Source organism: Bacteroidales bacterium, from assembly GCA_013141385.1.
Taxonomy (GTDB): Bacteria; Bacteroidota; Bacteroidia; order Bacteroidales; family Tenuifilaceae; genus UBA8529.
The window spans coordinates 54,110-80,948 of the sequence record JABFRB010000028.1; the positions used below are offsets into that span (position 1 = coordinate 54,110).

The window sequence follows — 26,839 nt, forward strand, 5'->3', positions numbered from 1 at the left end:
TTTATAAAAATAACTATTAATTTATTGTAACGAAAGGGGTAATAAACCGTGAATTAGATTTATTGTTCTGATAATCTGTCTTTTAAATTCTTAACTATTTTTTCAAGATCGCTCATTCTGTTACGCAACTCTGGAAGATTTTTATAAACAGCCATTGATCTTTTTTGAGAAGATATATCAATTGCAGGGCTACCTAATACAATACTACCCTCCTTCTTAATGTCACTTGGAATTCCCGCTTGTGGCCCGGCTTTTACACCGTCGGCAATTTTAAGATGAGGTCCTATTCCCACCTGTCCACCAAACATGCAATTTTTTCCAATTTTTGTTGAGCCAGCAACACCGGCATGAGCTGCCATAACTGTGTTTTCTCCTACTTCAACATTGTGTGCAATGTGCACATGATCGTCTAGTTTAACGCCTTTTCGAAGGATCGTTGAACCCATAGTTGCCCTGTCAATGGTTGAGTTAGCGCCTATCTCAACGTTATCTTCAAGAATAGCATTACCAATCTGAGGGATTTTCTTGTAATTTGTATCCTCGCCTGATGCGAATCCAAATCCATCGGCACCAATAATAGCCCCTGCATGAATAACACAATTGCTGCCTACGATACAATCCTCGTAAATAATAGCGCTGGGGTAAATAATGGTATCATTACCTATTTTAACATTATCACCAACGTATGCGTTTGGATAAATTTTTACATTATTACCAATTATCGCATTTTCTGAGATATAAGCAAAAGCTCCAAGATAAAGATTTTCACCAACCTTTGCTGAACTATGAATAAAAGAAGGCGTTTCAATTCCGTTTTTTTGTTTTTTGGATTGTGCATAAAGTTGAAGCAATTGGGCAAAAGCTTCATATGCATTAGCGACCCTAATTAAGGTTGCTTTAATCGGTGACTCTGCCACAAAATCGTTATTAACAAGAACGATTGAAGAGTCCGTGGTATATATATAATGTGCATATTTTGGGTTGGCCAAAAACGAAAGAGCACCAGAAAATCCCTCTTCTATCTTCGCCACGTTATTAACAATAACGTCAGGGTTTCCTTCAATAGTTCCTCCTAAAAATTTGGCAACTGCTTGTGCTGTAAATTCCATGTTAAATATTCTTTAATTTATTCACAAAACTAAATATTTCTAAATCATTTCGGGTAACAGAGAAAATATTTTTTCACTTCAGTAGATAACGCTTTCGTGTTAAGTATGTCTGAAGCTATGGCAATATCAACCAGATCTCCATTATTATATAATATTTTAATGGAATCGTCCTGAGAACTGTAAGCATTATTGCTTACAGAATCAGAAAACACAAAATAGTCAATGTTTTTATCAAAAAAAGGAAATTTGAGCAAAACTTGCTGACGAATAGAATTTAATTTTTCCGTTTCGAAGGGTTTGCTACTCAACTCTATTTTAAGCAACTTTCGGTTTACTATCATCTCTGCCAATTTTGATAGCACTATATCCTGATGTTGACACCACATTTTAGCAGCTATCATCAAATCGCTATCATCAAGGTTTGCAAAATGGGTAAGGGCTTCAGAAGGATTATCCATTTTGATAGATACTAAGAAATCCTTCTCGGAAACATCATTCTTTAAAAAAAAATTAAGTGATGGCGTTGCAAATAAGTCTTCTCCTCGTCTTACCAACTCCCTCGCTCTTTGTAGCATTTTGATAAGAATTTGCTCTGCAACTACTACCGTTTTATGAAGATAAACCTGCCAGTACATAAGCCTTCGAGCAATTAAAAAATTTTCAACAGAGTAAATCCCTTTTGCTTCAACAACTAACTGATCATCCACCACATTAAGCATCTTAATAATCCGCTCAACACCAACAGTACCCTCGGTAACCCCCGAAAAAAAACTATCTCGTCTAAGGTAATCGAGCCTATCCATGTCAAGCTGGCTGGACACCAGCTGGTGTAAGAATTTCTTAGGGTAATCTCCTTCGAAAACCTCAATTGCCATTTTTAGCCTCCCCTTCATTTCTATATTTAGCCCTTGAATAAAACAACGACTAATGGTCTCATGACTAATATCTTTGGCAATGCTGTACTCCAATGAGTGGGAAAAGGGGCCATGTCCAATATCATGGAGTAAAATTGCTATAGAAACGGCTTCGGACTCCTCTTCACTTATACAATGTCCTTTTGAACGAAGTACCGAAATCGCCTCGCTCATTAAATGTAATGAGCCTAAAGCATGTTGGAAGCGATTATGATTTGCCCCAGGGTATACCAAATAGGTTAAACCCAACTGCTTGATGTTTCGTAGACGCTGAAAATATGGATGCTCTATCAAATCGAAAACAAGGGGATGTTGTATATTAATAAATCCATGAACAGGATCGTTAACAATCTTCTTTTTATTGGTTGCATCCATACTAAATATTTATGAGAAAGAGTCGGGTAGCAAGATAACCAAACCTTCAATAATTGTTTACCTGATAAAGAAAATTTTCCACTACAAAACAATCAATCGATTCTCATTAAAGGCTCTAAATATATCTTTAAAAGATAAAAGAACCTGTCAAGTTTAAAACTTGACAGGTTCTTCAATAAATGATTAAATTCTAATTGTTTTTATCTGAATATTCTCTTTAATTGAATAGAACTATATCACTTTGCGGGCATCCCTTTCCCCTTAACACACCTAACGGAGAAAGCATTTGAAGGATTTCCTGAACCAACGACTACCCCTCCACCACTATCAAGTTTTAGTACAGTTCCGAATTTTCCCCACCAATTGGCTTCCGTTCCAAAACCACTAAAAATCCACTGTGTGCTCGGCATTGCTTGACCAGCGGCTCTACCCGAAAATCCTGAAGCGTTATTAGCTTTGTTGGGTACACTCCAGTAATTTTTGTCCATTAGCCTTAAGCCAGTTATTATTGAATCTCTTTTCCAGTAAGGTCCACCAACAAAAACTAATAAAGAATCCCAATCAGGAGGCGATGGAACATGCCAACCATTAGGGCACACATTTGAAGTATCCGTTACTGCAAAATATGAGTAAAGCCTACCATAATTCTTAATAGTATCAACATTAGTTGTATTATTATAAGCCGTATCGTATGGGTAAATAGATTTACCATAGGAATAATGAGTGGTTCTGAGGTTCTCTTTCATCCAAACCTGGGTGCCAATCTGAACAGTTTGGTAAACGTTTCCATCAATATCTAAAACTGGGGTAGACGCAGTACCTGCTCCAGAACTAATATTACCCGTAGATGTAATATTCGCACTTGCAAATACAGTAGTACTAAAATATGATGAGTCCTTAGTAACTTTAAAGAAATCGCTATTAGTTCCAGATTTTGATTGGTTGGAGAGTCCTCCAACTGCAAATCCACCCTTTGCTCCTTTTGCGATATTCTCATTAAAATTTATTCGAGTTGAATCGGGGTTAACAAATAGTATATCGCGGGCAATCGCTCCCTTTGCTTGGGTTGATAAACCACCAACAGCAAATCCGCCCTTTGCTCCCTTAACGGGACTATCCTCTACATAGATTTTAACCCCCGTTTGGTAAACGGCGAATACTATTTTCCCATCCTTATTTTTTACAACAAAGATTGGATCATCAACAGCTGCATTGGGTTGGCTCACAACTTGACTAACACTACCAGCATATAGAGCATAGGGGACAGATAGTATTTGTGTTGCACCAATCGTTTGATAGGTGGATTCTGTAGTTTTCTTTTCATCAACCTGAATAAAAATATTCTCACCCCAAGGAATAGTAGCAAAAACTCCACTTAGAACCGTTCCCCCTCCTATAGACAGAGAAATAACTCCTTGAGCATTGGTAGGTATTGCACTAAAAGTCTCAGAATAAACAATATCACCAGATAAAGAGGTTTTCCGTAGACTTATTTTAATATCTACAGATTGGGAGGCCATTACTGTTCCATCAGCATTGCGGATAACTGCCTGATAAGAAAATTTTTGTGGAACCTGTCCTTGAAGCTGAAGCATCATAGCAACAAGGAGTAATCCCATTATAAATATTTTTTTTTTCATGGTCAATTCCTTCCTAAAAATTTAAAATAGATTAAACAATTTTTCGAATCAATTTGAAAATAAGCCAATGCGTATAACAATAAACGATGAACAAATGTTGCAGTAAATAGCTATGCTTTTTGCAACTTTAGATACTTTGTAATATCAATAAACTATCAATGTAAAATTATAAAATTAGTTATGTATGTAAAATAATGACTTGCTAAGTTAATGTTTTTAAAAGTATTCCTCTAACTTTCAAGTTAATATTTTGTTTTAGAAAAATTTTTTTCCTATTTTTGCATCGGTTTTGCGACAAGTAGTGCAGGGGACATTGTCCCCTGTTTTATTAACAAAGCCCCAATTAAAAGCATGATCACAAAGGAACAGATAGAAAACTTAATTAAACCAAAAATCGACGAAGAGGATTTATTTCAGGTAGAAGTAAGCGTTAATTCATCGAATAAAATTTCTGTGTTCATTGATGGGGATAAGGGGGTAACAATTGATCAGTGCATGGCATTAAGCCGATTTATTGAGCAAAACCTAAATCGCGATGAGGAAGATTATGAACTAGATGTTTCCTCTGCTGGATTGGATCTCCCATTAAAAGTGCAAAGGCAATACATTAAGAATATTGGTCGTTCTGTAGCAATTATCTTAAGGAATGGGCAAAAACTTACTGGGAAACTTGTTAATGCTAATGATGATGGAATTAATCTTGAAGTAGAAAAAAATGTTGTTCTTGAAGGGAAAAAAAGAAAACAGCAAATTACCGAAATTATGCCTTTAAAATATTCAGACATAAAATCAACTAAAATTGTAGTATCATTTAGATAGTTTGTAAACATATTAACACAATGGAAAACCTGAATCTGATTGACACATTTGCCGAGTTTAAGGAGCTGAAAAATATCGATCGTCCAACGATGATGAGCGTATTGGAAGATGTCTTCAGAAATATGCTTATCAAAATGTACGGTTCGGATGATAACTATGATATTATCATCAACATTGATAAGGGTGACTTCGAAATTTGGCGTAACCGTGAAGTGGTTGAGGATGGCCTAGTTGAAGATACAAACCGCCAGATAGGGCTAAAAGCAGCCAAGAAAATTGACAAAGAATATGAGGTTGGTGAAGAGGTTACTGACGAGGTTAAACTTATAGACTTTGGGCGTAGAGCTATTCTTGCCCTAAGGCAAAATCTTACTTCAAGAATTCTGGAACTTGAAAAGAATAATATCTATAATAAGTACAAAGATCGAATCGGTGAAGTTGTTACTGGTGAAGTTTATCAGGTTTGGAAGAAAGAAATTCTGATTCTGGATGATGAGGGAAATGAATTGATTATTCCTAAGGTGGAGCAAATTCCGACTGACTACTTCCGTAAAGGTGATACTATTCGTTCAGTTGTTATTCGTGTTGAAATGCGTAACAACAGTCCATTAATTGTTCTTTCGCGTACTTCGCCAGTTTTCCTTGAGCGGCTTTTTGAACTTGAAGTTCCTGAAATATTCGATGGCCTTATTACAATTAAAAAAATTGTTCGTGTTCCTGGCGAAAGAGCAAAAGTTGCAGTTGAATCATACGATGAAAGGGTTGACCCTGTTGGTGCCTGCGTTGGGATGAAGGGAAGCCGCATTCACGGGATTGTTCGGGAATTACGTAACGAGAATATTGATGTAATCAACTATACCAATAATACCCAACTTTACATAACACGCGCATTAAGTCCTGCTAGAATTTCTTCAATAAAACTGGATGAAGCGAATAAACGAGCTGAGGTTTATTTAAAACCGAACGAAGTTTCGTTAGCTATCGGAAAGGGAGGCTTTAACATTAAACTTGCAAGCCAACTTTCGGGTTACGAAATTGATGTTTATCGTGAAGCCGATACTGAAGATGAAGAGGATGTTAATCTCGATGAGTTTGTAGATGAAATAGAAGGTTGGGTTATTGATGCAATCAAAGGTATAGGTTGCGACACAGCAAAAAGGGTTCTTGAAATTCCATTTAAAGAATTGGTAAAACGTACCGATCTGGAAGAGGAAACGGTAAAAGAGGTTATCAGAATCTTAAAATCGGAATTTGAATAGTGCGCTCAAAAGCTTAGTTTTGCAATTAATTAAATAACGGGGATTACCTGGTATGACAAATGTCGAAAAATCATTAAGGCTTAGTAAACTTGCACGGGAGTTTAATGTGGGAATATCAACCATTGTTGAGTTTTTGCATAAAAAAGGTCATAAAATTCCGAGCGATCCTAACTCTAAAGTAGATGCAGAGTTGTACAATCTGCTTGCTAAAGAGTATGGTGCTGAGGTGAATTTAAAAATGGAGTCTCAGAAAGTAAGCCTTAAAGGCCTTCGGGACAAAAAGGAAACAGTTTCTATTGAGGATGTTGAAAAAGTAGTTGAAGAAGATACTGACGCTCCAGATACTGACGATGAGGAGTTCATTAAGAATATTCTAGCCACTCCCAAGCAGAAAGAGGTTATAAGTTTTGAAAAACCTAAGATTGATTTAAAGGTTAAAGGCAAAATTGATTTAAATGCTCTTTCACCAAAGAAACAGCAGCCTGTAACTCCAAAAGCACCAGAAGTTAAGCCCAAACAAGAGCAAGAGATTCCAAAACCTGTAGATAAAAAAGATGAAAAACCGGAAGTAGTTCATCCAAAAGTCGAAAAAAAACCCGAGCATATTAGTACGTCTCCTATTCATGTTGAACAACCCAAGGTTATTGGAAAAGTTGATTTGGATCAATTGAATCAAAAGACTCGACCTACCCATAATAAACAGGAACAACACCCTAATCAAAAACAGAAATATCACAAACAGGGGCAGGAGAAACAAGGGTCGGAAAAGCATGGACATGAGAAACATGGACAAGAGAAGAAGCAAGCAACAGGACAGGAAACAAATGTGCATAAAATTCACAAACCTGTTAAAATAATTGAGAGACCAAAACCCGCTGAAGAGATAAAAGCACCCGTTGCTGAAGCGCAAGAGTCTATTGTTAAGGTTGAACCACAGGAAGCCGTTCTTTTTAGAAGAGAAGTTGAAAAACTTTCAGGTCCAACTGTTGTTGGAAAAATTAACCTAGAGGCTTTTGAGATTAAGAAAAAACAGCCCGTTGCATCGTCTAATGATGTTGAAAAATCGAATAAAAAGAAACGTCGTAAGAGAATTAGAAAAGATAATCAGAAGGTAAACTTACCAACCCCACACACACCTGGCCAAAAATCTGCTATTCCTCCAACATTAACGAAACGTGCAGATTTACCAGCAAGAAAGAACCTTAAAAAGAAGAAGAAGATTGTAAAGCAGGAAGTTAGTGAGGAAGCAGTACAAAAACAGATTAAGGAAACCCTTGCAAGGTTAACTTCAAAAGGGAAAACTAAAGGTTCAAAATATCGTAGAGAGAAGCGTGATCTTGTTAGTGCACGTCAACAACAGGAGTTTGATCAACAGGAGATTGATAAAAATACGCTTAAAGTTACTGAATTCGTTTCTGCAAGTGAACTTGCAAGTATGATGAACGTCTCCCCTAAAGAAGTAATTGAAGTTTGTATGAACCTTGGGCTGATGGTTTCAATCAACCAAAGACTTGATGCAGAAACCATGGCTTTAGTTGCCGATGAATTCAGCTATAAAGTTGAATTTGTTAGCGTAGAACTACAAGAAGCAATTAAGCAGGACGAAGATCTCCCTGAAGATTTGGTTCATCGCTCACCTATTGTTACTGTAATGGGGCACGTTGACCACGGTAAAACTTCACTACTTGACTATATTCGTCATACCAATGTAATTGCCGGCGAGGCAGGAGGTATTACCCAACACATCGGGGCTTACAATGTAGAGGTTAAAGAAGGTAAACATATCACATTCCTAGATACTCCAGGTCACGAAGCTTTTACTGCGATGCGTGCTCGTGGAGCAAAAATTACCGACGTAGCAATTATTGTGGTTTCTGCTGATGACGCAGTTATGCCCCAAACTATTGAGGCTATAAACCACGCTAGTGCTGCAGGTGTACCAATTGTATTCGCTATCAACAAGGTTGATAAACCAAATGCCGACCCTGAGAAGATTAAACAAGAATTGGCTAACATGAATTACCTTGTTGAGGACTGGGGAGGAAAATATCAAAGTCAAGAGATATCAGCTAAGAAAGGAACGAATATCGAAAAACTACTCGATAAAGTTCTTCTTGAAGCAGAGATGCTCGATCTTAAGGCTAATCCACAAAAGAAAGCCCAAGGAACCGTTGTTGAATCTACCCTTGATAAAGGTCGTGGTTATACTGCAACTGTTCTAGTTCATTCTGGTACACTTAAACAGGGTGATATAATGATTGCTGGGATAAACTTTGGCCACGTAAAAGCTATGTTCAACGAGCGTGGCAATAGGATTAATGAAGCAGGTCCTTCAATGCCTGTTCAGGTTATCGGCTTAAATGGCGCTCCACAAGCTGGTGATTACTTCAACGTTATGGAGACTGACAGAGAAGCAAAAGAGATTGCAAATAAACGGGAGCAACTTCAACGTATGCAAGGTCTCAGAACACAGAAACATATTACACTTGATGAAATTGGGCGTCGTATTGCGATTGGTAATTTCCAAGAATTAAATATCATTGTAAAGGGTGATGTTGATGGATCGATTGAAGCTTTGGCCGATTCACTTATCAAACTTTCAACCCCAATGATTCAGGTTAATGTTATTCATAAAGCAGTTGGTCAGATTTCAGAATCGGATATCCTTTTAGCTGCTGCATCAAATGCAATCGTAATTGGATTCCAAGTTCGCCCATCCATTGGTGCACGTAGACTCGCTGAAAAGGAGGAGATTGATATACGTTTATATTCAATTATCTACTCTGCTATCAACGAGATAAAGGATGCTATGGAAGGCATGCTTTCACCTGAACTTAAAGAGGAAATCATTGGTACAACCGAGGTGCTTGAGGTATTCAAGATTACCAAAGTGGGTACAATCGCAGGATGTATTGTTAGAGAGGGTAAAATCATCAGAAATAATAAAGTACGATTAATCCGTGATGGTATTGTAGTATATACTGGAGATCTTGAATCATTAAAACGATTCAAGGATGATGCAAAAGAGATACTTAATGGATTTGAGTGCGGCTTGAACATCAAAAACTTTAATGATATTAAGGTTGGAGATATAATTGAAAGCTTCCAAGAGGTAGAGGTGAAGAGAAAATTGTAATTACAAAACAATCATATAAAAAAGCCGGAGAAATTCGGCTTTTGCTTTTTTTAATTGAATTAAAAATGTATTTTTGGTATAGAAATTGTATCTGTGAACGTTCGACTGTATCAATATTTTCACCAATGTTTAAAATAAAATTGAAAAATTATGAAAAAGTTAATCTTTAGTAAAAGAAATGCACTTTATACTGCCATTTTAATAGCAGTTGTTTTTTTATCTGGATGTGGTATTAATTCAGGAATAATGAATCAATATAGCGTTAATGGAGCCAATACAAACGTTGTTCTACAAAAGAATAATTTTAAGGTTGTAGAAAATGTTAGCGGAGAAGCTACTGACACCTATTGGTTTTTTATAGGTGGTTTTAAACAAACATTAGTTGCAAAGGCAAAACAAAACATGATTGAAAAAGCCAAACTTGAGGGCACCTCTAAGGCTATTATTAATGTTACCCTTGAAGAGCATAATAAACTGATGTTTATATACGTAAAAAGAACTGTAATCGTTCACGGTACTGTGATAGAATTTAAGGAATAATAAAAATCAAGAAAGCCGGAGAAATCCGGCTTTTGTTTTTTCACTCCATTTAATCGATTAGGGAAATTATGGATTTTTATTTATCAACTTTATCAACTTCATACTCATATCGGTAAAAATGATATTCGGATTACCATTGCGGGAGATATGGTCAATTGCTAGATTAAATTCGTTAAAAATCTGGTAGATATTTGTCCTGTTAATAAATGGCGAGAATTTCTTACCGAAATCAACCTCCTCCCCCGCTAAGTACGATATATCCTCAAGGTCTAAATTAAGCATTAAACTTTCCCTTAGCAATCTTAGCGATTCTGCTAGCATCTCTTTCTGATGCTCACGACCAAGAGAAGTCATATCATTTACCCAATCGAGTAATCCTAAAACATCGTTAGCATAGCAAGTTCTCATTAATTGGCGGAAAAGGGCAAAATATTGATTGTCGGTTTCCACATTTATAAGGCTAATAGCTTTATGAAAATTTCCATTCGAAATTCTACTTAATTCATTTGCCTTGGCAGGGCTAATCTGATATCTATCAACCAAGGCAAGGGCAATGCTCTCACGATGTATGGGTGGAACTTTTATAATTTGAGTACGTGAAAGAATCGTTTTAAGAAGTTGTGTTGGGTTTTCACTTATCAATAAGAAAATAGTATTAACAGGCGGTTCTTCGATTAGTTTAAGCAGCTTATTGGCAGCCGATTGGTTCATGCGCTCAGGAAGCCAAATAATCATGGTTTTATAGTCGGACTCATAGCTCTTTAAGCTAAGTTTCCTGATAACATCCGAGCTCTCCGTAGTTCCTATAATACCTTGTTTGTTTTCAGCTCCAATCATTTCGTACCAATCAGCCTCAGTGATATATGGATTGGAAAGCAATACTTCGCGCCATTGAATAAGAAAACCATCACTTAACTTGCCTGATGGCCCTTTATCATCATCACCATCGGGTTTTTTATCGGAAAGAATTATAGGGAAAACAAAATGAAGATCGGGATGAATTAGCTTCATAAACTTGTGACACGATGGACAAACCCCACAGGAATCATCATCTCCTTTTTTATGACAGCTAATGTACTGAGCATATGCTATGGCAAGTGCAAGTTTCCCCGTACCCTCAGGGCCAGTAAAAAGTTGTGCATGGGGCATCCGCCCCTCATTTACAGATTTTATTAACCTCTGCTTAACCTGCTCCTGTCCTACTATATCTTTAAACTGCATGATCTTAACTAATCAATTATATTCCGAAACCATTCAAAAGTAGTAAAAATAGTGATAAGTGTAATGATATCTTTTTTGAGCTATAAATTTGAAAAATGGCTAATCAGTAATCAAACGATTGCGTTGAAAACTGTTGGAATTAATGCAGATTTGCAATAGGATAACGTATATTTGTTTTTGAAAATTTAACAAGTGTATACTATGCAAAAAATTGATAATTACAGTTTTGCCAATAAAAAGGCAATTGTTAGGGTTGATTTTAATGTTCCCTTAGATAAGAAAACTTTTGTAGTTACAGATGAAACCCGTATCCGCGGGGCATTAAAAACTATTAATAAGATTATTGGAGATGGCGGTGCGGCCATTCTTATGTCGCATCTTGGTCGTCCAGATGGTAAAGTTCAGGAGAAGTACTCTCTAAAACATGTTGTGCCTGCTATTGAGAAAAATCTAGGAATTAAGATAAAGTTTGCACCTGATTGCATTGGTGAAGAAGCCCAAAAGTTGGCATCGGAGCTTAAATCGGGAGAGGTTCTTGTTCTTGAAAATCTGAGATACTACGAAGAAGAAGAGGGAAAAGTGTACAGCTTGCCCGAAGATGCTACTGATGAACAAAAGAAGGAGGCTAAGGCAAAACTAAAGGAGAGCCAAAAGACATTCCTAAAGAAACTTGCAAGTTTTGCTGACTGTTACGTTAACGATGCTTTTGGAACAGCGCACCGCGCACATGCTTCTACATCATTAATTGTTCAGCATTTCCCTAATGATAGCATGTTCGGTTATTTGATTGAGAGCGAACTTATGGCTATGGATAAAGTTCTCCACAATACTGTTAAGCCATTTACAGCAATTATGGGTGGTGCAAAGGTATCGGATAAGATTTTGCTAATTGAAAATCTGCTAAATAGGGTTGATAACCTTATTATTGGCGGTGGAATGACCTATACCTTTATTAAGGCACAAGGTGGTAAGATTGGTAAATCGCTTTGCGAAGAGGATAAACTCGAATTGGCTTTAGAACTTCTTAAGAAAGCTAAGGAAAAGGGTGTAAAGGTTTATCTACCTGTAGATGCAATTAATGCCGATGCTTTTGATGCAAACGCAAATACACAATCGCTTAAAATTGATCAAACTCCAGATGGTTGGATGGGTTTAGATATTGCTGCTGAGACAATAAAAATATTTAGCGATGTTATTGAAAATTCTAAGACTATTCTGTGGAATGGTCCAATGGGTGTTTTCGAGATGGAAAAATTCTCAAAGGGTACATCTGCTGTTGCACTAGCAATTGCCAAAGCAACTGAAAAAGGTGCATATAGCCTTGTTGGTGGGGGCGATTCTGTAGCCGCAGTTAATAAGCTAAACCTTGCCGATAAGATTAGCTACGTATCAACTGGTGGTGGGGCAATGCTTGAGTATATGGAGGGGAAAGAACTTCCTGGAATTAAGGCAGTGAGAGGGTAATTCAAAGTTCTATTTACTATAAAAGCCATCCTAAAACGATGGCTTTTCTCTTTATATCAATACGATCTGTATTTATTTCTTGAATCTATATTTTAATCCTATTTGGAACTCAACAAATCCTATTGCTGGGGAAAATACAGGATTACTACTGCCCTCTTTTGCTGATACTCCATCAGCAATAAGTTCTGGTCTAATAGTAAAGCACAAGGAGAGTTGCGGAGTAATAAAATTCTTAATCTCAATCTTCGAAATTAGGCCTATCCCTAACATTTTTGTTGTACCATTTTTTTGTGGGTAATTAGTCCACTCGGTGCCTCCTCCAAAAAACATGTTAATATCGTCATTACCCCACAGGTAGTTGTAGCTAATCTCGGGGCCAAGGGATATTGATACGTATTCGTTATTTTTAAGTAGGCCTTGGATGTTTAATCGGAAGGAAACTCGTTTGGATTTTGAATGAACCTTCTCTACAGATGGAGGAAATGGAATTGCATCGATATAGGCTAGTTGGCTAAAGTTTACATTGTTGAAGTTGTAATGTACCCCAAATCCAAGTTTAAATTTTGTGCTAATATCTTGCTGATATTGAAGTCCTATTCCTTGTGCGTTTTGGAATCGTTGCTCCGAAGAGGTGTTTAAGGAGGTGGAACATTCAGCCTCTTGCCCAAAACAGGATATTCCTATAAATAGGATAATTGATATGCAGATTAATTTTCTCATTGTTTACGGATGTTAAGTAATATAGATTATAACCCACCTGTACAAATATAACTATACCATTTTCATTTACAAGTTGCACGGCTATTCCTCAGTAACATTGGGAACAGGGTTTTTGCAACAAATAATCGCAAAATGCGATACCTGAGTTTTACTAATATTTTGTCCTTTCTGGACAGTCCCGCTAGGGATGAATTCGAAGGTTCTTCTGTCTTCCATCTTCTAATATCAACTAAATTATATTTCATCCCGCTGGGATTTAATGGTGCTGGGAGATGGTTTTGGTTTACCGATATGTTGTCCCTACGGGACAGTTCTGAATGGGACGGTATGTAGGTATAAGGTAATATGATAAGATTTCCGAACTTTTTGAAAGTTCGGAAATCTTGGGTTTAATACAATAAATATAACCCCAACCCCTTAATAGTAAAGTGCTATAACAGATACTCGGAGGCTGGGAAAATGGTTTGCAACAAATAATCGCAAAATGCGATACTTGAGAAAACGGTTTGCTTTAATACATAATTCTGTTTGAATAGAGGGGAGATTTTTGTAACATTGTTACCCCTAGAAAATCCATATATGATTGAAAAAAATATTAAAGATATAGCCTACCAGCTAAAGCAGAACAAGAATGATGGGCAAGGAGCAATTGTTTTTATTGGTGCGGGTTGCTCTGTTTCCGCTGGTATTCCAACAGCCAATAAAATTGTTGAGTACGTATTAGAAGAATACAAGGATAACCCTGCTTTCGAGTGCATAAGCGAAAACTCAACTTATGCAGAGGTAATGAGCTGCCTTGGCCCCCTCCAAAGGAAAAAGGTATTTCAGCATTATGTGGATAAGGCTAAAATTAATGTAAGCCACATCTACCTGGCACATCTTATGGACAAGGGTTATGTAGACTATATTGTAACCGTAAATTTCGATAATCTAGCCCAAAGAGCGTTGGCACTGTATAATGTTTTCCCACCAATATATGATATATCCATTCTTAAAGATTTTACAACAACAATGCTCGACACAAAGTCGATTACCTACCTCCATGGACAGCATAATGGTATTTGGCAGCTGAACACAAAGGAGGAGATGGGAAAAATATCCAATAGCGAGGTGGCAAAAAGCATTCTCCACAAAATTGCCAATAATCGCTTGTGGGTTGTAGTGGGCTATAGTGGCGATGATTTTGTTTTTGATCAACTGGCCAAACTTGGTCGGTTCGACAATGGACTTTACTGGGTTGGCTATAAAGATTCAGAACCTTCTCCAAGTGTGCAAAATGAGTTGCTGAACAAACCCAACACAGAAAGTTTTTGGGTTAAGGACTATGATGCTGATTCGTTTTTCCTGAAACTAAACGCAGAAATAGAGAAGGATCAACCTAAAATCTTTAGTACACCTTTTACCTTTTTATCAGGATTACTTGAAAATATCACTGATATAGAAGATAGTAAGGAGTATAAATCGGTTAAGGAAAGATTGGCTGCAAGCAAAGAGATGGTACAGGATGCAATTAATACATATGAAAAGGAAGATAGCCAAGACCCAAAGATGACCGAAAGCGATATTGAGTTTACAAAACTGAATATTGCCCTTATTAATTGTTTGATTAATGAGAAATATGATGAACTGCCTGCGTTGGAGAAACAAGTAAACGAGAAGGGGTATACTGATTTACTACCAGATATTTCAGATATATATTATAATTGGGGTAATGGTCTTGGAGAATTGGCAGGTACAAAGTCTGGCAAAGAATCCGAGGAGCTGTATAAGCAGGCATTTGAAAAGTACAGCAGAGCCGTAGAGATAAAACCTGACAAATACGAAGCCTACTACAACTGGGGTACATATCTTGGAGATTTGGCAAAAACAAAGTCAGGGGAAGAATCCGAGGAGCTATATAAGCAGGCATTTGAAAAGTTTAGCAGGGCGATAGAGATAAAACCAGACAAATACGAAACCTACATCAACTGGGGTAATAGTCTTGGAAAGTTGGCAGGCACAAAGTCTGGCAGTGAATCCGAGGAGCTATATAAGCAGGCCTTTGAAAAGTTCAAAAGGGCCGTAGAGATAAAACCAGACTTCCACGATGCCTACTACAACTGGGGTAATAGTCTTGGAAGTTTGGCAAAAACAAAGTCCGGCAAAGAATCCGAGGAGCTATACAAACAGGCCTTTGAAAAGTTTAGCAGGGCCGTAGAGATAAAACCTGACCTCCATGAAGCCTACAGCAACTGGGGGACTTATCTTGGAAATTTGGCAGGAACAAAGACAGGTAAAGAATCCGAGGAGCTATACAAGCAGGCCTTTGAAAAGTATAGCAGAACCGTAGAGATAAAACCTGACAAATACGAAGCCTACTACAACTGGGGTACATATCTTGGAGATTTGGCAAAAACAAAGTCAGGGGAAGAATCCGAGGAGCTATATAAGCAGGCATTTGAAAAGTTTAGCAGGGCGATAGAGATAAAACCAGACAAATACGAAACCTACATCAACTGGGGTAATAGTCTTGGAAAGTTGGCAGGCACAAAGTCTGGCAGTGAATCCGAGGAGCTATATAAGCAGGCATTTGAAAAGTTTAGCAGGGCGATAGAGATAAAACCAGACAAATACGAAGCCTACTACAACTGGGGTAATGGTCTTGGAGAATTGGCAGGAATCAAGACAGGGAAAGAATCCGAAGAGCTATATAAGCGGGCATTTGAAAAGTATAGCAGGGCGGTAGAGATAAAACCAGACTACCATGAAGCCTATAACAACTGGGGTAATGATCTTGGAGAATTGGCAAAAACAAAGTCAGGCAGTGAATCCGAGGAGCTATATAAGCAGGCATTTGAAAAGTACAGCAGAGCCGTAGAGATAAAACCAGACAAATACGATGCCTATAACAACTGGGGTACTGATCTTGGAGAATTGGCAGGAATCAAGACAGGGAAAGAATCCGAAGAGCTATATAAGCGGGCATTTGAAAAGTACAGCAGAGCCGTAGAGATAAAACCAGACAAATACGATGCCTACTACAACTGGGGTACTTATCTTGGAGAATTGGCAGGAACAAAATCCGGCAAAGAATCCGAGGAGCTATACAAGCAGGCATTTGAAAAGTATAGTAGGGCGGTAGAAATAAAACCAGACAAACACGAAGCCTACTACAACTGGGGTAATGATCTTGGAGAATTGGCAGGAACAAAATCCGGCAAAGAATCCGAGGAACTGTATAAGCAGGTCTTTGAAAAGTTCAGCAGGGCGGTAGAGATAAAACCAGACAAACACGAAGCCTACGACAATTGGGGCATTGATCTTGGAAATTTGGCAGAAACAAAATCTGGTAAGGAAGCCGAAATACTCTACTCACAGGCTATTGAAAAACATAAAAAAGCAATAGAATTAGGTGGTTCTTCCTATAACCTTGCCTGTATATATGCTAAAACTAGAAATATAAATGAGGCGTTTCGCCTGCTGGAAGTTTGCTTGCAAAAAAATGAGATTACATTTGATTATGCAGAATTCGATTCCGATTGGGAGGGGCTGAGGGAAGAGGGTGAATACTTGCGGTTAAAAGATTTGTACCTTAAATAGGGCTGTTTTACTATTGACTCTTCCAGTTCTTGCGAATCTGGAAGGTCAAACAAGCGGGTTAACCTAGCAGAGTCCGAAGGTCCTGCTAGAGTTTAATAAAAGGAGGAACAACCCCAACCCCTTAAATTAAGGGGCTATAACAGAGTTGTACAGTGGATTTCGCTTTCTCTTTTAGGAATGGATTGGAAACATAACAGATACTACAAACCCGCCCTTTAATTTCAACAATCATAGCAAACGCAGCATTCAATTATACTCCCTTTTTTAAGGGGGTTGGGGGTATTTCTTTCTATACCATCAGCCCATATCCTAAAAATAAACGTTCGGTTAAGGAAGGGTCTTAGCCGAACGTTTTTGTATGTTTTATTGCTTTTTAGTGTTTCAATTTTGGGGAGTTGCTGTGTCTGTTGATTCTTTATCTTTCCCCTTACTCTTGCCATCGCGGATAGCAATGGTGGCTTTGTAGTAGTTTATTTTCTCGTTAAGCCCGTTAACGAATGTTTCTACGGATGGTTTGGAGATGCCAAGCACTATTGAGGCGTTAATTTTTTCGACAATCCTATTATATATTGGGTCAATTACCTTGCGGGTTAGGCGTACATCTCCGCTTTCGCGACCTGCATACTCGTCATTACGCTCGTTGAAAGTGGCTTGGAAATCGTCGTTCTGCTTTTTCATCTCCGCAACCCATGTTGTTATGCCAATTTTTTGCAGATGTGTGGCGTTAGGTCGTTGCATCAGGGTTATAATCAGGTTGTCCATATCGGTGCTCTCCTCGTTGTACGATAGCCCCCGAATGTCGCCAAAGCTATCAATAATTCGCATTATCACCTCTGCGCTTGCTACCTCATCCGCTATGGGGCTTAGGAGGGTTGCCATCACTTTCTGGTTAATGGCATTCCATGTTCTATCGCGCAGTAAATCCATCTGCTCAATAAGTTTGGATTTACTGCTGCCCAGCTCCATGCGCATGGCGTTTTCCACTGCCCCTAAACTGTGGCTAAATTCCGCATGTTCGCTCTCTATTCCCAGCTCCGTAGGGCTGTACTTTACTATTTGCGCATCTAAATCGCTCATAAACTGGTGGTGCTCGCTGTTGCGCATACGGAACAACCCGATTGATTCAATTTTAACCATAATTTTTTATGTTTTTAATTTTACTATATGAAACTAAACGGGGTAATTGGAGTACCCCGCAGCTACCCTACGTTTTTAGGGTAACCTCCAAGGGTTTGCAAATTTCATGCCTAAATCTCAGGAAAAAGGTTTTGCGACTGCAAAGGATATGCCTTGAGTTCAAGGCAACATATTTGCACGTGCAAAGGACATGCCTTGAACTCTAGGCAACATATTTGCAGCTGCAAAGGACATGCCTTGAACTCCGGGCAACATATTTGCATGTGCAAAGGACACGCCCAGGGTTCTGGAGGGTGTATTTGCAGTGGTGGTAGGGGGAAAATTAATCTCAACCCCTTAAATAATAGGCTATAAGGTGGTTTCTGCTTCTTTTATTGGAGTGAGTTGTTTTGTGTATTTAGTGATTTGTTGGTGCTTTTTGTGGAATAACCATGTTGAACCCTATCGAAAAATGCGATATAATATCAAATGTGTGGCGTGATTGTTAGGACAAACCTCAACCCTTAAATAATGGCTATAACAGATGCTCGGTGGTTGGAAAGTGGTTTGCAATAAATAATCGCAAAATGCGATACCTAGGCTTTACCGATATTTTGTCCTTGCTGGATAGTCCCGCTAGGGACGGTATATCGGTAAAAGGTAATATGATGGTTTTTAAAAATCCCTCTAGGGATGATATCGAGGGTTACTCTGTCTTCCATCTTCTAATATCTCCCTAATTCTATTTCATCCCGATGGGATTTAAAGATGTTGGGGGTTGATTTTGGTTTACCGATATGTTGTCCCTACGGGACAGTTCTGAATGGGACGGTATGTAGGTATAAGGTAATATGATAAGAGTTCCGAACTTTCAAAAAGTTCGGAACTCTTGGGTTTAATACAATAAAATATAACCCCAACCCCTTAAAATAAGGGGCTATAACAGCTACTCGGAGGTTGGGAAAATGGCTTGCAACAAATAATCGCAAAATGCGATACTGGGTGAAGGGTTTAAGAAACTGACCATAGGGGACTCCACAGAACTAGATTAGCTGCGCTGAACTCACTCCGTTCGGTTCCGGGTCTTCGCCCGGAATGACAATGGAGTCAGTTTTGCCTTTTGGTGTAATTTTGGTGAGGGTTTAATTTCCCTCTCCCGTCTTCAAACTTCCAACTTCGCCGTAAATTCCAGATGCTTTAGCACAAACTTCAACTCGGAGTATGTTACCTTATCGCCAAGGGCGGTTTTGGCATCGCCAAGGCTTTTGCTTTGAGTGTTGGAGAAGTAGGTGGATATTAGCTTTATTTTATCGGGTGTGAGAAGTAGGTTTATGTCCAACTCACCTATACCCACGTAGTGCGCCAGATGTCCTTCGATTGTGGATGCTGCCATACTGCGCTCAAAGGCAATGCCCTCAATTGTTTTTCCCTCTTTAAAAAGATTAAGGCTGGTTTTTTTGGAATCGGTTTTATCTGATTTAATGGCCTTTGGTGCAACAATCTCCAATTGGGGAGTTTCAATTCCGTTATCGGTGCGGTAGTCGAGGATAATTTCAAGGATTTCCTTGCCAAACTGCTGTGCTTTTTTCTTTCCAAATCCCTTTACTGCTTGAAGTTCTTCCATCGATGAGGGTAGGCGAAGAGTCAATTGCGTTAGAGTTTTTTGAGGTAAAATCATGTAATGTGGTAGATTTAGCTCGTCGGCTTTATCGTTGCGCCATGCTTTAAGGGTACTGTATAGCTCAGCGTTAGGCGTTTGGGTTGATGTGTATTCTTGTTTTGTCCTAGGTTTTGGTTCGCTCTTTTCAATAGCGGCTTTGGCACGGATATCGAGGTAGGTTTTTACGGAGAAACCGTTGGTACATTCCTTAAGGCAGGTTAGCTTTGTCTCTGAAATCTCCATCAAACGACCTAGCTGCTCACCAATCTGCTTCTTCACGGTCTTATTATCGGTTTCCACAACGGTGCTACGCAGAACATTAGCAACTACCGATTCTGTTTTTTCGGCAAAGTATGTTGAGGCTTTTTTAACTCGCTCCTGCAATGGTTCATTCTCCTCAACCGATGGTTGTACGGCTATCAAACCTTGAACCTGAAATTTAAATTTGTCCGAAACCTCCAGAAGTTCTGTTTTAAGCGATGCTATCATCTTATCGAAAGGATCTCTGAAATTGGGCTGAAGGCTTGCAGTGGAATCGGTAATCAGCTTTAGCAGGTAGTTTAAACTACGGTTTATATAATTGAAGTCGAAAAGTTCAAGGAGTAGCTCCTGCTGAAACCTGTTTTTGGAATCCTCAAGGAGTTGCTTGCTAGGTGGGTTTTGCTCCACATTGCTCACGAATTGTGTTACGGTGGAATCGCTCTTTATGCTTTTAACGGCAATGGGTGTGCTTAAAACCAGCCCCTCCAAAGTCTTGCAACGGCTAAGCGCAACGTATACCTGCCCGTGGGCAAATGCTGAGTTGGCATCAATTATCGCCTTTTCGAAGGTTAAGCCCTGACTTTTATGAATGGTAATAGCCCACGCTAACTTCAGCGGGTATTGTGTAAACGTACCAGCAACGGTCTCCTTTATCTCTTTTGTATCGGGATCGACTGAATATTTTGCATTTTTCCACTCATCCTTTTGTACAGGGATATCGGTTAAATCATCGGAACAGCGAACATAAATAGAATCCTCATCAAGTTGGGTAATTGTCCCTATTTTACCGTTAAAGTAAAGCTTTTCGTGAGAACTGTCGTTCTTAACGAACATCACCTGTGCACCTACTTTAAGTATCAAATTAAATTCAGTGGGGTAGATATATTCGGGGAATTCACCATCTACGGATGCTTTAAATGAGTGCGCTTCCGTTGAGAGTTTTTTAAGCTTCGATTCGTTTATTGTTTGGGCTTGATGGTTGTGTGTGGTTAGCGTTATATAGCCTTCGTTGTCCTTTGGGTTAAAGCCTGGAATGTGACGTTTGCTAAGCTCGTTGAGGGATTCGGCATCAAGATTATTTTCACGTACTTTGTTGAGAATATCGATGAAATGGGTATCGCTCTGGCGGTAAATGTGCTTTAGTTCGATGCTGACATACTGCGTTTTTTGCAGGGCTTTGCTGGAGAAGAAGAAGGCGTTTTCGTAATAATCTTTGAGGATTGCCCACTCATCCTCCTTAACAACGGGGGCAAGCTGTTGTAGGTCGCCAATCATCAAGAGCTGAACGCCACCAAAGGGTAGATATCGATTTTTATATCTCCGTAGTACCTCGTCTATTGCATCGAGCATATCTGCCCGAACCATGCTTATCTCATCAATTACAAGTAAATCGAGGCTTTTTATTATTTTGATTTTTTCGCGATTGAATCGCTTTACGCCTTCGGCAGCTGGCTTTTCTTCCTCACTGTTTGATGTGAATTGCTGTGGCAAAAGAGGGCCAAATGATAGCTGGAAAAACGAGTGGATGGTTACCCCACCAGCATTTATTGCAGCAACACCTGTGGGTGCAACAACAATCATTCGCTTTGGCGATTTTTTCTTAAGGTTATGTAGAAAGGTTGTTTTGCCTGTTCCTGCTTTCCCGGTAAGGAAGATGTTTTTGTTAGTAAACTCAACAAAATCAAAGGCTAATTCTAACTGAGTGTTGAGGATTGATTCCATTAATTTAACAAAATATAGTTTATTTAGAATCTGTACATAAAGTAAGAAGTTCTAAAATAAATTGAATAACGAACAAGGATCAACGATTTATGATTTTAGAAGATTTCTAAAAACAAGCTGATTACGCAAACATCAGAGATTATAAATCGTTGATCCTTGTTCTTAAATCAAAATAATGATGCTTTAACGACAGACTCTATTTAGGCTTAAAGGTATAAAAAAACAATTATGATTTGATTCGAATTGTAAAGTTGGCTGTGGTGAATAACAAAAGATTTAAGAACAAGGAATAACGAATGTTGATTTTAGAAGTGATTTGAGATTAAATATCATAATAAGTAACAACTTGTGTTTATTACAATTTTCCTTGTAACCACCCTACCATCTTTTAGAATTATTCGTAGTAAATGCAAGCCTGTTGAGGTTTGAGGAACTTCAATTCTAATACCTGAACTTTGTGATATAACCCTACAGCCTGATACCTGTTTTCCATCCATTGTGAATAGTGAGATGTTTTCGGCAGGGATAATCCCATTGTATTCAATATAAATAAGCCCATTGGTTGGATTGGGATATACACGTGCAATCAGCAGATCATCATTAATTCCGTTAGATATTGCCCACTGATTCTTTAGCTGTTCAATCTGTGGAATGGGAATTTCTGTGCTCCATAACTTTACTTCATCCACGCTTCCACGGAGTGCATATAGGGTTTCCACATTGTCCATCCGCCCAATGGTAAACGGTTTGGTTGAGGGTTGAATAGTTCCTGCAAAGGCCTTAAATGTATCGAGAATGCCATCGATGTAAAGTTCCATTGAATAGCCAGTATAAAGCACAGTTACATGGTAGTAACGGTTTAACTCAATTGGCAATGAGCCATCCAGATCTGCAACGCCTGTGCTTGTTTTTACAGTCCATCGAAGCAGACCTTCGGGGGTGATGGATAGCTTATATCGCTGCTGCCACGATCCGTGGGAGATGATAAACCTTTCCGAACCCAGCTGTTCGCATTTCACCCAGCAGCTTAGACTTACAGCATTGGTAAAGTTTAGGTCAACGTGATTATCTGTATAGATGATATTATCTCCAGCGGTAAACCTGTAAGCTAGCGATGCTTTACCCCTAGCATCATCGGTTTTGGTTACACCGGATGCTGTGGCATGAAATCTATCGGCGGCGGCATTGCGATTATCTGAATCGAAAGGATACCATATTATGGGTGTTTGATTGGCATAGCTTGTATCTTTTACCAGTACCCCAGCAGATACAGTGGTTGAAAGCAAATCCTGATTGGTAACCTTCACGGTGATAGTCCCAACAGTTGGAGTTGTTGGAGATTGCCATGTAACAGAATTTCCAGTAGTTTGATTTAAAGTGCCAGTAGATGATGTCCATGCGTACTCAAGGGTTTCGCCAAGCGCAGGTTCAACAATTGCAGTAAAGGTGCTTGTTTCGCCCTTCGCCGTGTATTTCGATACCGCTTGAATGCCTTTTACTACAGGTTGCATGGGAATATGCTCAACAATTTTAAGGTGCAAGGTGTCCTCTGCGGTTTGGCTATTGGCGGTTATCCTGCATTTTAGCACAGGTTGCGATGGGCTCGCTGATGTGGTAATTTGCACCTGCGACTGGGTTTGCCCATCGATTAGTACACCATCCAGAAACCATTCATATTGCACAGGATCGCCAACATTTACATTTCCCGGTGTGCAGTATGCCATGAACGATGAATTTGTGGTAATTGGGTTTTTATCGGTGGAAAGTGCTTTTACACGAAGATTGTTAGAGTAGTTATATTGATAATGATAGTCGAGAACATCGCTTCCAGCATACAACCTGCCATTACGGGAGTCTGGCACTAGTCCCGATGAATATAGTCTTATCAACCTTACTTCTCCCGCAGGGATTGTTAGCCGAATGGAACTTGAGGCTGATGAAAATAGAATGGTTTCGGTAATGGCATCGTACACCCCGAATGTACCCGATGGAAGATTTACGTTAACCTGCTTAACAACCGTTGTTGGGTTAAAATAGAGGTAAGAGACGAGAGAATTATCTCCGTAAAAATCGGTTTTATTGAGATCTATCTGGAGGATTTCAGGGATATTGGTTGGTTTGGTTACAGCAGCAAGATAACCAACACTTGAACCGCTATATAGCGATAGATTTGTTGATGCCCAGCCGCCACCAATGGCATCGCCAGTAGCATAAGGGGATTTTCCTAACAACAATTGTTTCATCGATTCGTAAGGAATGCAAGCCGTTGGGTCGTTTGCGGAAGCCCATGAATAGGAATCTTGTTGGGTTTGTGGAAGAGCATTCCAGTAAAACAATCGGCTGGCATTAGTAACATTCAGCAACCATTTGGCAATGGCTCGGGCATAGCGTTTATCGTATTTGGGGAGTGGTGCAAGTGCTGCTGCTTGCTGAAAGCCATTCATTGCAAAAGCATAATCGTTACCTGAATCGTTGGCTTCGCCAATCAATCCCGAGACATCATAACCACCCCAAGTTCCTACAATAGATCCCCATCCTCTCAAATCGCCACGATTGAAGCACCAGTCGAGCAATTTCTGCAAAGGATAATTTGTGCCCTCAACGGCATTCATGCGAGCCGCTGCAAGTGTTCCGTAAGATAATTGTAATTCGTATGATGGGTTTGATACTAAGCCAGTAAGAAAATCCATAGCCTGCTGAGCACCTTCAAAATACTTTCTATCTCCAGTTTCGAGGTAAGCGTTATAGAGCAACCATGCTATGCTTCCGGCTGATTCGGGCTCAGGAACGCTTATGTTTAGCGGTAATCCTGTTGTAAGATTAAAGGCTCGATAGTTCATATTAGGAGCAGCCCATGGTTTTGCGCTTCCTCCCAATTTGTTTACACAATCCAACCAGCGGTTGGCTACGGTTGTAAATTGACTATTAAATTCTGGGGCAGCATTGGGGTATAATGATTTTAGCTGATAGAAGTAGACGTTGGGCATTATATCGTACCACCAGTCATCGCCCGAAGTGGTTGAATAGCTGTTTAGGTAGACATTTTGACCGTTTTTTAGATTGAAGAAGTCTTTGGCTTTAGCCACCCAGTTCACTCCATTCTGGTTGCTTTTATCTACACCAGCAAGCGTGGCTCCTACAATGGCAGGCATAGCATTAATGGCTTCGGACTGATTTAGATGACCATCAACACCCACATAAGAATCGAGGAATAAAGGTGTATTATCGGCATAGTTAAATTGCCCCTGCGTTCCAAGACGAGATAAAGGCAGATATGTACCTGTTTTTCCTTGATCGAATACCAGATTGTCGTAATTGATGGTTACTGCATTCCAGTCCCTGATAAGTAAGGGTGTAGGTAAATCGGGCATTTGATCTATGCGAGGAATACTCAGCTGTCCCGTTTGAGCCAAACCCGATAGGGTGATGAATATGAGTAGGAGATTCAGGAGTGTACGTTTCATTATTGATGGGGGTTAGCGGCGGTTTAGGAGTTGCTTTTACTTTGTGTTTTTTGTGACCTCTTTGTTCTTTTTGTGGATTAGCTATTACACAAAGGCTCACAAAGTATTACCCAAAGTTACGCAAAGGTTTTTTTCCAGCACCTCAAAAAAGGAATTATCCGAGAAATGTTAGCGAAGTTTGGCATTTCAAGCGGCATATCCGCATAATATTTGTGATCCAATTAGATAATTCGTAACGACTCAGGCACATTTTTTTTGAAAATAAGATATCAATTACACATGCTATTCTCGCACTAAAGTTCTCGCAAAGTCGCTAAGCTCGCAATGGAGAAAAAACTATTAGTTTTTTCGCTTTGCGAACAAATTGTAGGTTCAATTTGGTATTATCAAATCTTAATGTTTCAATTCGACTTAACTGCGATCTTCATCTATCTTATATTCTTTGCGGCTTAGCGACTTTGCGTGAGATATTTTATTGCTGAATAGTTCCGATAATTCCAGTAAATGAGGTGCATCGCACCGTAATATTAAACTATGGGTTAGAATTGGAAACTCTCTATTCAACGATTAGGCTATCGCAAAATGCGATAACTGAGATGCAGTGATGCTTTTTGTAACGCATTTTACGATTGTGGGCTTGCAGTAGGGTTTGTGTTTTGGCAATAGAAAATAGCTTTTCTATTTTACTTGGGTATGGTTTAGAATGTTGAGCGGGGTACTAAAAACATGCTTGCCTGAGCATCAGCCCAAATGGTTTGTAGCCGCTATTGGCTATTAATTATTTTCGATTTTGTTGTTTCGTTTTTCATTTATTCGTTTTGTGTTGCCCCCTTTTTGCCATTTTTATTAATCATTTTCTTCGTAGTAGTATGAGTAGTCAATCCCTTTCATAAACATTTCGCGGTCGTTTATCTTAGTGGTGAGTACTTTTTCCAAAAGTGTTTTTAAAACACTACTTTGGGTTGGACTTAGCATCATTGCGTTCATGTAATCTTGCTTGCTTATTTTACTCCAATCTACGCATTTTTTGAGGCGTTTTTTCAGCATCAAATCCAGCCATATTCGGGCGCTTCTGCCATTACCTTCCATAAAAGGGTGCGCAATGTTCATTTCTACATATTTGTTTACAATTTCGTCAAATGTAGTTTCGGGCATTGCTTCAACTTGCTTTAATGTGTCGCCTAAAAAGCGTGATACGGCAAATTGAAAACCACCTTTTGAAATATTTTTTTGCCTGATTTGCCCCGCAAAATCATACAATCCACCAAACAAATAAGCGTGTATTTGTTGCAAGCCTTTGGTTGTGCCAACTTCTATGCTGCTGATAAAAGAGCTTTCAAACAAGGCATACGCTTTTGTTTTGCTTTTTCCGTCGATGCTTTCATCGCTGAATGTAAACCATTCTATAAATCGGTTTGCCTTTTTGCTCGGAAATTCTTTGCCTAAGGCAATAATACCGGCGTAATCCAACATGTCGGTTAAATATCGTTTCCCATCACTAGCTAAAAGTTTCAGTTGGGTAGTGGTACTAACCACCTCGCTGTTTTCTTTTTTCAGTTTGGCTTTAAGATATTTCCAATAGTTGCGGGTTTTGGTGTAGTCGTCTTGGTCGGTAAGCACTGCTACAATATCCAACACACTAAACCACCACTTGGTGTTTTGCTCGTCCCAAACGGCTCGCACTTCACGGTCGTCAAAAAAACGTATGGATATTTTTGCATTGCTCATAATTTGAATGTCATCTATTCTGTCGCACTGAAATTATCCATCCAAAGTTATGATAATTTTTGTCTTGGAGTTGCTGTCGGCGGTGGGGCGTTATAATGAGCGCTGATGTTCT

The 26,839-nt window shown here is 39.0% G+C and carries 16 protein-coding genes; 7 read left to right on the forward strand and 9 right to left on the reverse strand.

Annotated features, from left to right (window positions below):
• Positions 1-59: 59 nt before the first annotated feature.
• The 3 genes from lpxD to HOO91_16240 form a co-directional block, all read right to left on the reverse strand.
• Entirely contained in the window at positions 60-1,109 is a 1,050-nt protein-coding gene (gene lpxD, locus HOO91_16230) for a UDP-3-O-(3-hydroxymyristoyl)glucosamine N-acyltransferase (protein ID NOU19105.1), read from the reverse strand.
• A gap of 44 nt (positions 1,110-1,153) precedes the next feature.
• Positions 1,154-2,398, reverse strand: coding sequence for an HD domain-containing protein (locus HOO91_16235; protein ID NOU19106.1), 1,245 nt, complete (start codon positions 2,396-2,398; stop codon positions 1,154-1,156).
• Between the two features lie 236 nt (positions 2,399-2,634).
• Complete coding sequence (locus HOO91_16240) at positions 2,635-4,038, reverse strand: hypothetical protein (GenBank protein ID NOU19107.1); 1,404 nt, start codon at positions 4,036-4,038, stop codon at positions 2,635-2,637.
• Positions 4,039-4,389: 351 nt separating this feature from the next.
• Between HOO91_16240 and rimP the strand changes: the two genes are divergently transcribed.
• From rimP to HOO91_16260, 4 genes are all read left to right on the forward strand, one after another.
• Positions 4,390-4,857 (forward strand): ribosome assembly cofactor RimP, encoded by a 468-nt coding sequence (gene rimP, locus HOO91_16245; protein ID NOU19108.1) that lies wholly within the window; start codon positions 4,390-4,392, stop codon positions 4,855-4,857.
• A 20-nt stretch (positions 4,858-4,877) separates the two neighbouring features.
• Positions 4,878-6,116, forward strand: a complete 1,239-nt coding sequence (gene nusA, locus HOO91_16250) for a transcription termination/antitermination protein NusA (GenBank protein NOU19109.1) — start codon at positions 4,878-4,880, stop codon at positions 6,114-6,116.
• A gap of 52 nt (positions 6,117-6,168) precedes the next feature.
• Positions 6,169-9,252 carry a translation initiation factor IF-2 gene (infB, locus tag HOO91_16255; GenBank protein NOU19110.1) on the forward strand — a complete coding sequence of 1,028 codons (3,084 nt, stop codon included), beginning with the start codon at positions 6,169-6,171 and terminating at the stop codon, positions 9,250-9,252.
• Between the two features lie 195 nt (positions 9,253-9,447).
• The gene (locus HOO91_16260; protein NOU19111.1) at positions 9,448-9,792 is read left to right on the forward strand and encodes a hypothetical protein; all 345 of its coding nucleotides are present in this window, start codon (positions 9,448-9,450) and stop codon (positions 9,790-9,792) included.
• Between the two features lie 66 nt (positions 9,793-9,858).
• On the opposite strand, the gene HOO91_16265 is transcribed toward HOO91_16260, so the two are convergent.
• On the reverse strand, positions 9,859-11,013 hold the full coding sequence (locus HOO91_16265) for a DNA polymerase III subunit (GenBank protein NOU19112.1): 1,155 nt from the start codon (positions 11,011-11,013) through the stop codon (positions 9,859-9,861).
• A gap of 201 nt (positions 11,014-11,214) precedes the next feature.
• On the opposite strand from HOO91_16265, the gene HOO91_16270 reads away from it, so the two are divergent.
• Entirely contained in the window at positions 11,215-12,477 is a 1,263-nt protein-coding gene (locus HOO91_16270) for a phosphoglycerate kinase (GenBank protein ID NOU19113.1), read from the forward strand.
• A 72-nt stretch (positions 12,478-12,549) separates the two neighbouring features.
• Here the strand turns inward: HOO91_16270 and HOO91_16275 are convergent, their stop codons facing one another.
• Positions 12,550-13,197 (reverse strand): hypothetical protein, encoded by a 648-nt coding sequence (locus HOO91_16275; protein NOU19114.1) that lies wholly within the window; start codon positions 13,195-13,197, stop codon positions 12,550-12,552.
• A gap of 579 nt (positions 13,198-13,776) precedes the next feature.
• On the opposite strand from HOO91_16275, the gene HOO91_16280 reads away from it, so the two are divergent.
• Complete coding sequence (locus HOO91_16280) at positions 13,777-16,776, forward strand: hypothetical protein (protein ID NOU19115.1); 3,000 nt, start codon at positions 13,777-13,779, stop codon at positions 16,774-16,776.
• A gap of 381 nt (positions 16,777-17,157) precedes the next feature.
• Here HOO91_16280 and HOO91_16285 read toward each other — a convergent pair whose 3' ends face one another.
• On the reverse strand, positions 17,158-17,913 hold the full coding sequence (locus tag HOO91_16285; GenBank protein ID NOU19116.1) for a hypothetical protein: 756 nt from the start codon (positions 17,911-17,913) through the stop codon (positions 17,158-17,160).
• Positions 17,914-18,479: 566 nt separating this feature from the next.
• Between HOO91_16285 and HOO91_16290 the strand changes: the two genes are divergently transcribed.
• Complete coding sequence (locus tag HOO91_16290) at positions 18,480-18,632, forward strand: hypothetical protein (GenBank protein ID NOU19117.1); 153 nt, start codon at positions 18,480-18,482, stop codon at positions 18,630-18,632.
• A 422-nt stretch (positions 18,633-19,054) separates the two neighbouring features.
• Here HOO91_16290 and HOO91_16295 read toward each other — a convergent pair whose 3' ends face one another.
• The 3 genes from HOO91_16295 to HOO91_16305 form a co-directional block, all read right to left on the reverse strand.
• Positions 19,055-21,535, reverse strand: coding sequence for an AAA family ATPase (locus HOO91_16295; GenBank protein ID NOU19118.1), 2,481 nt, complete (start codon positions 21,533-21,535; stop codon positions 19,055-19,057).
• A gap of 329 nt (positions 21,536-21,864) precedes the next feature.
• Positions 21,865-24,999, reverse strand: coding sequence for a T9SS type A sorting domain-containing protein (locus HOO91_16300; GenBank protein ID NOU19119.1), 3,135 nt, complete (start codon positions 24,997-24,999; stop codon positions 21,865-21,867).
• Between the two features lie 846 nt (positions 25,000-25,845).
• Positions 25,846-26,727: a cell filamentation protein Fic gene (locus HOO91_16305; GenBank protein NOU19120.1), complete on the reverse strand. Its 882-nt coding sequence runs from the start codon at positions 26,725-26,727 to the stop codon at positions 25,846-25,848.
• Positions 26,728-26,839 lie beyond the last annotated feature (112 nt).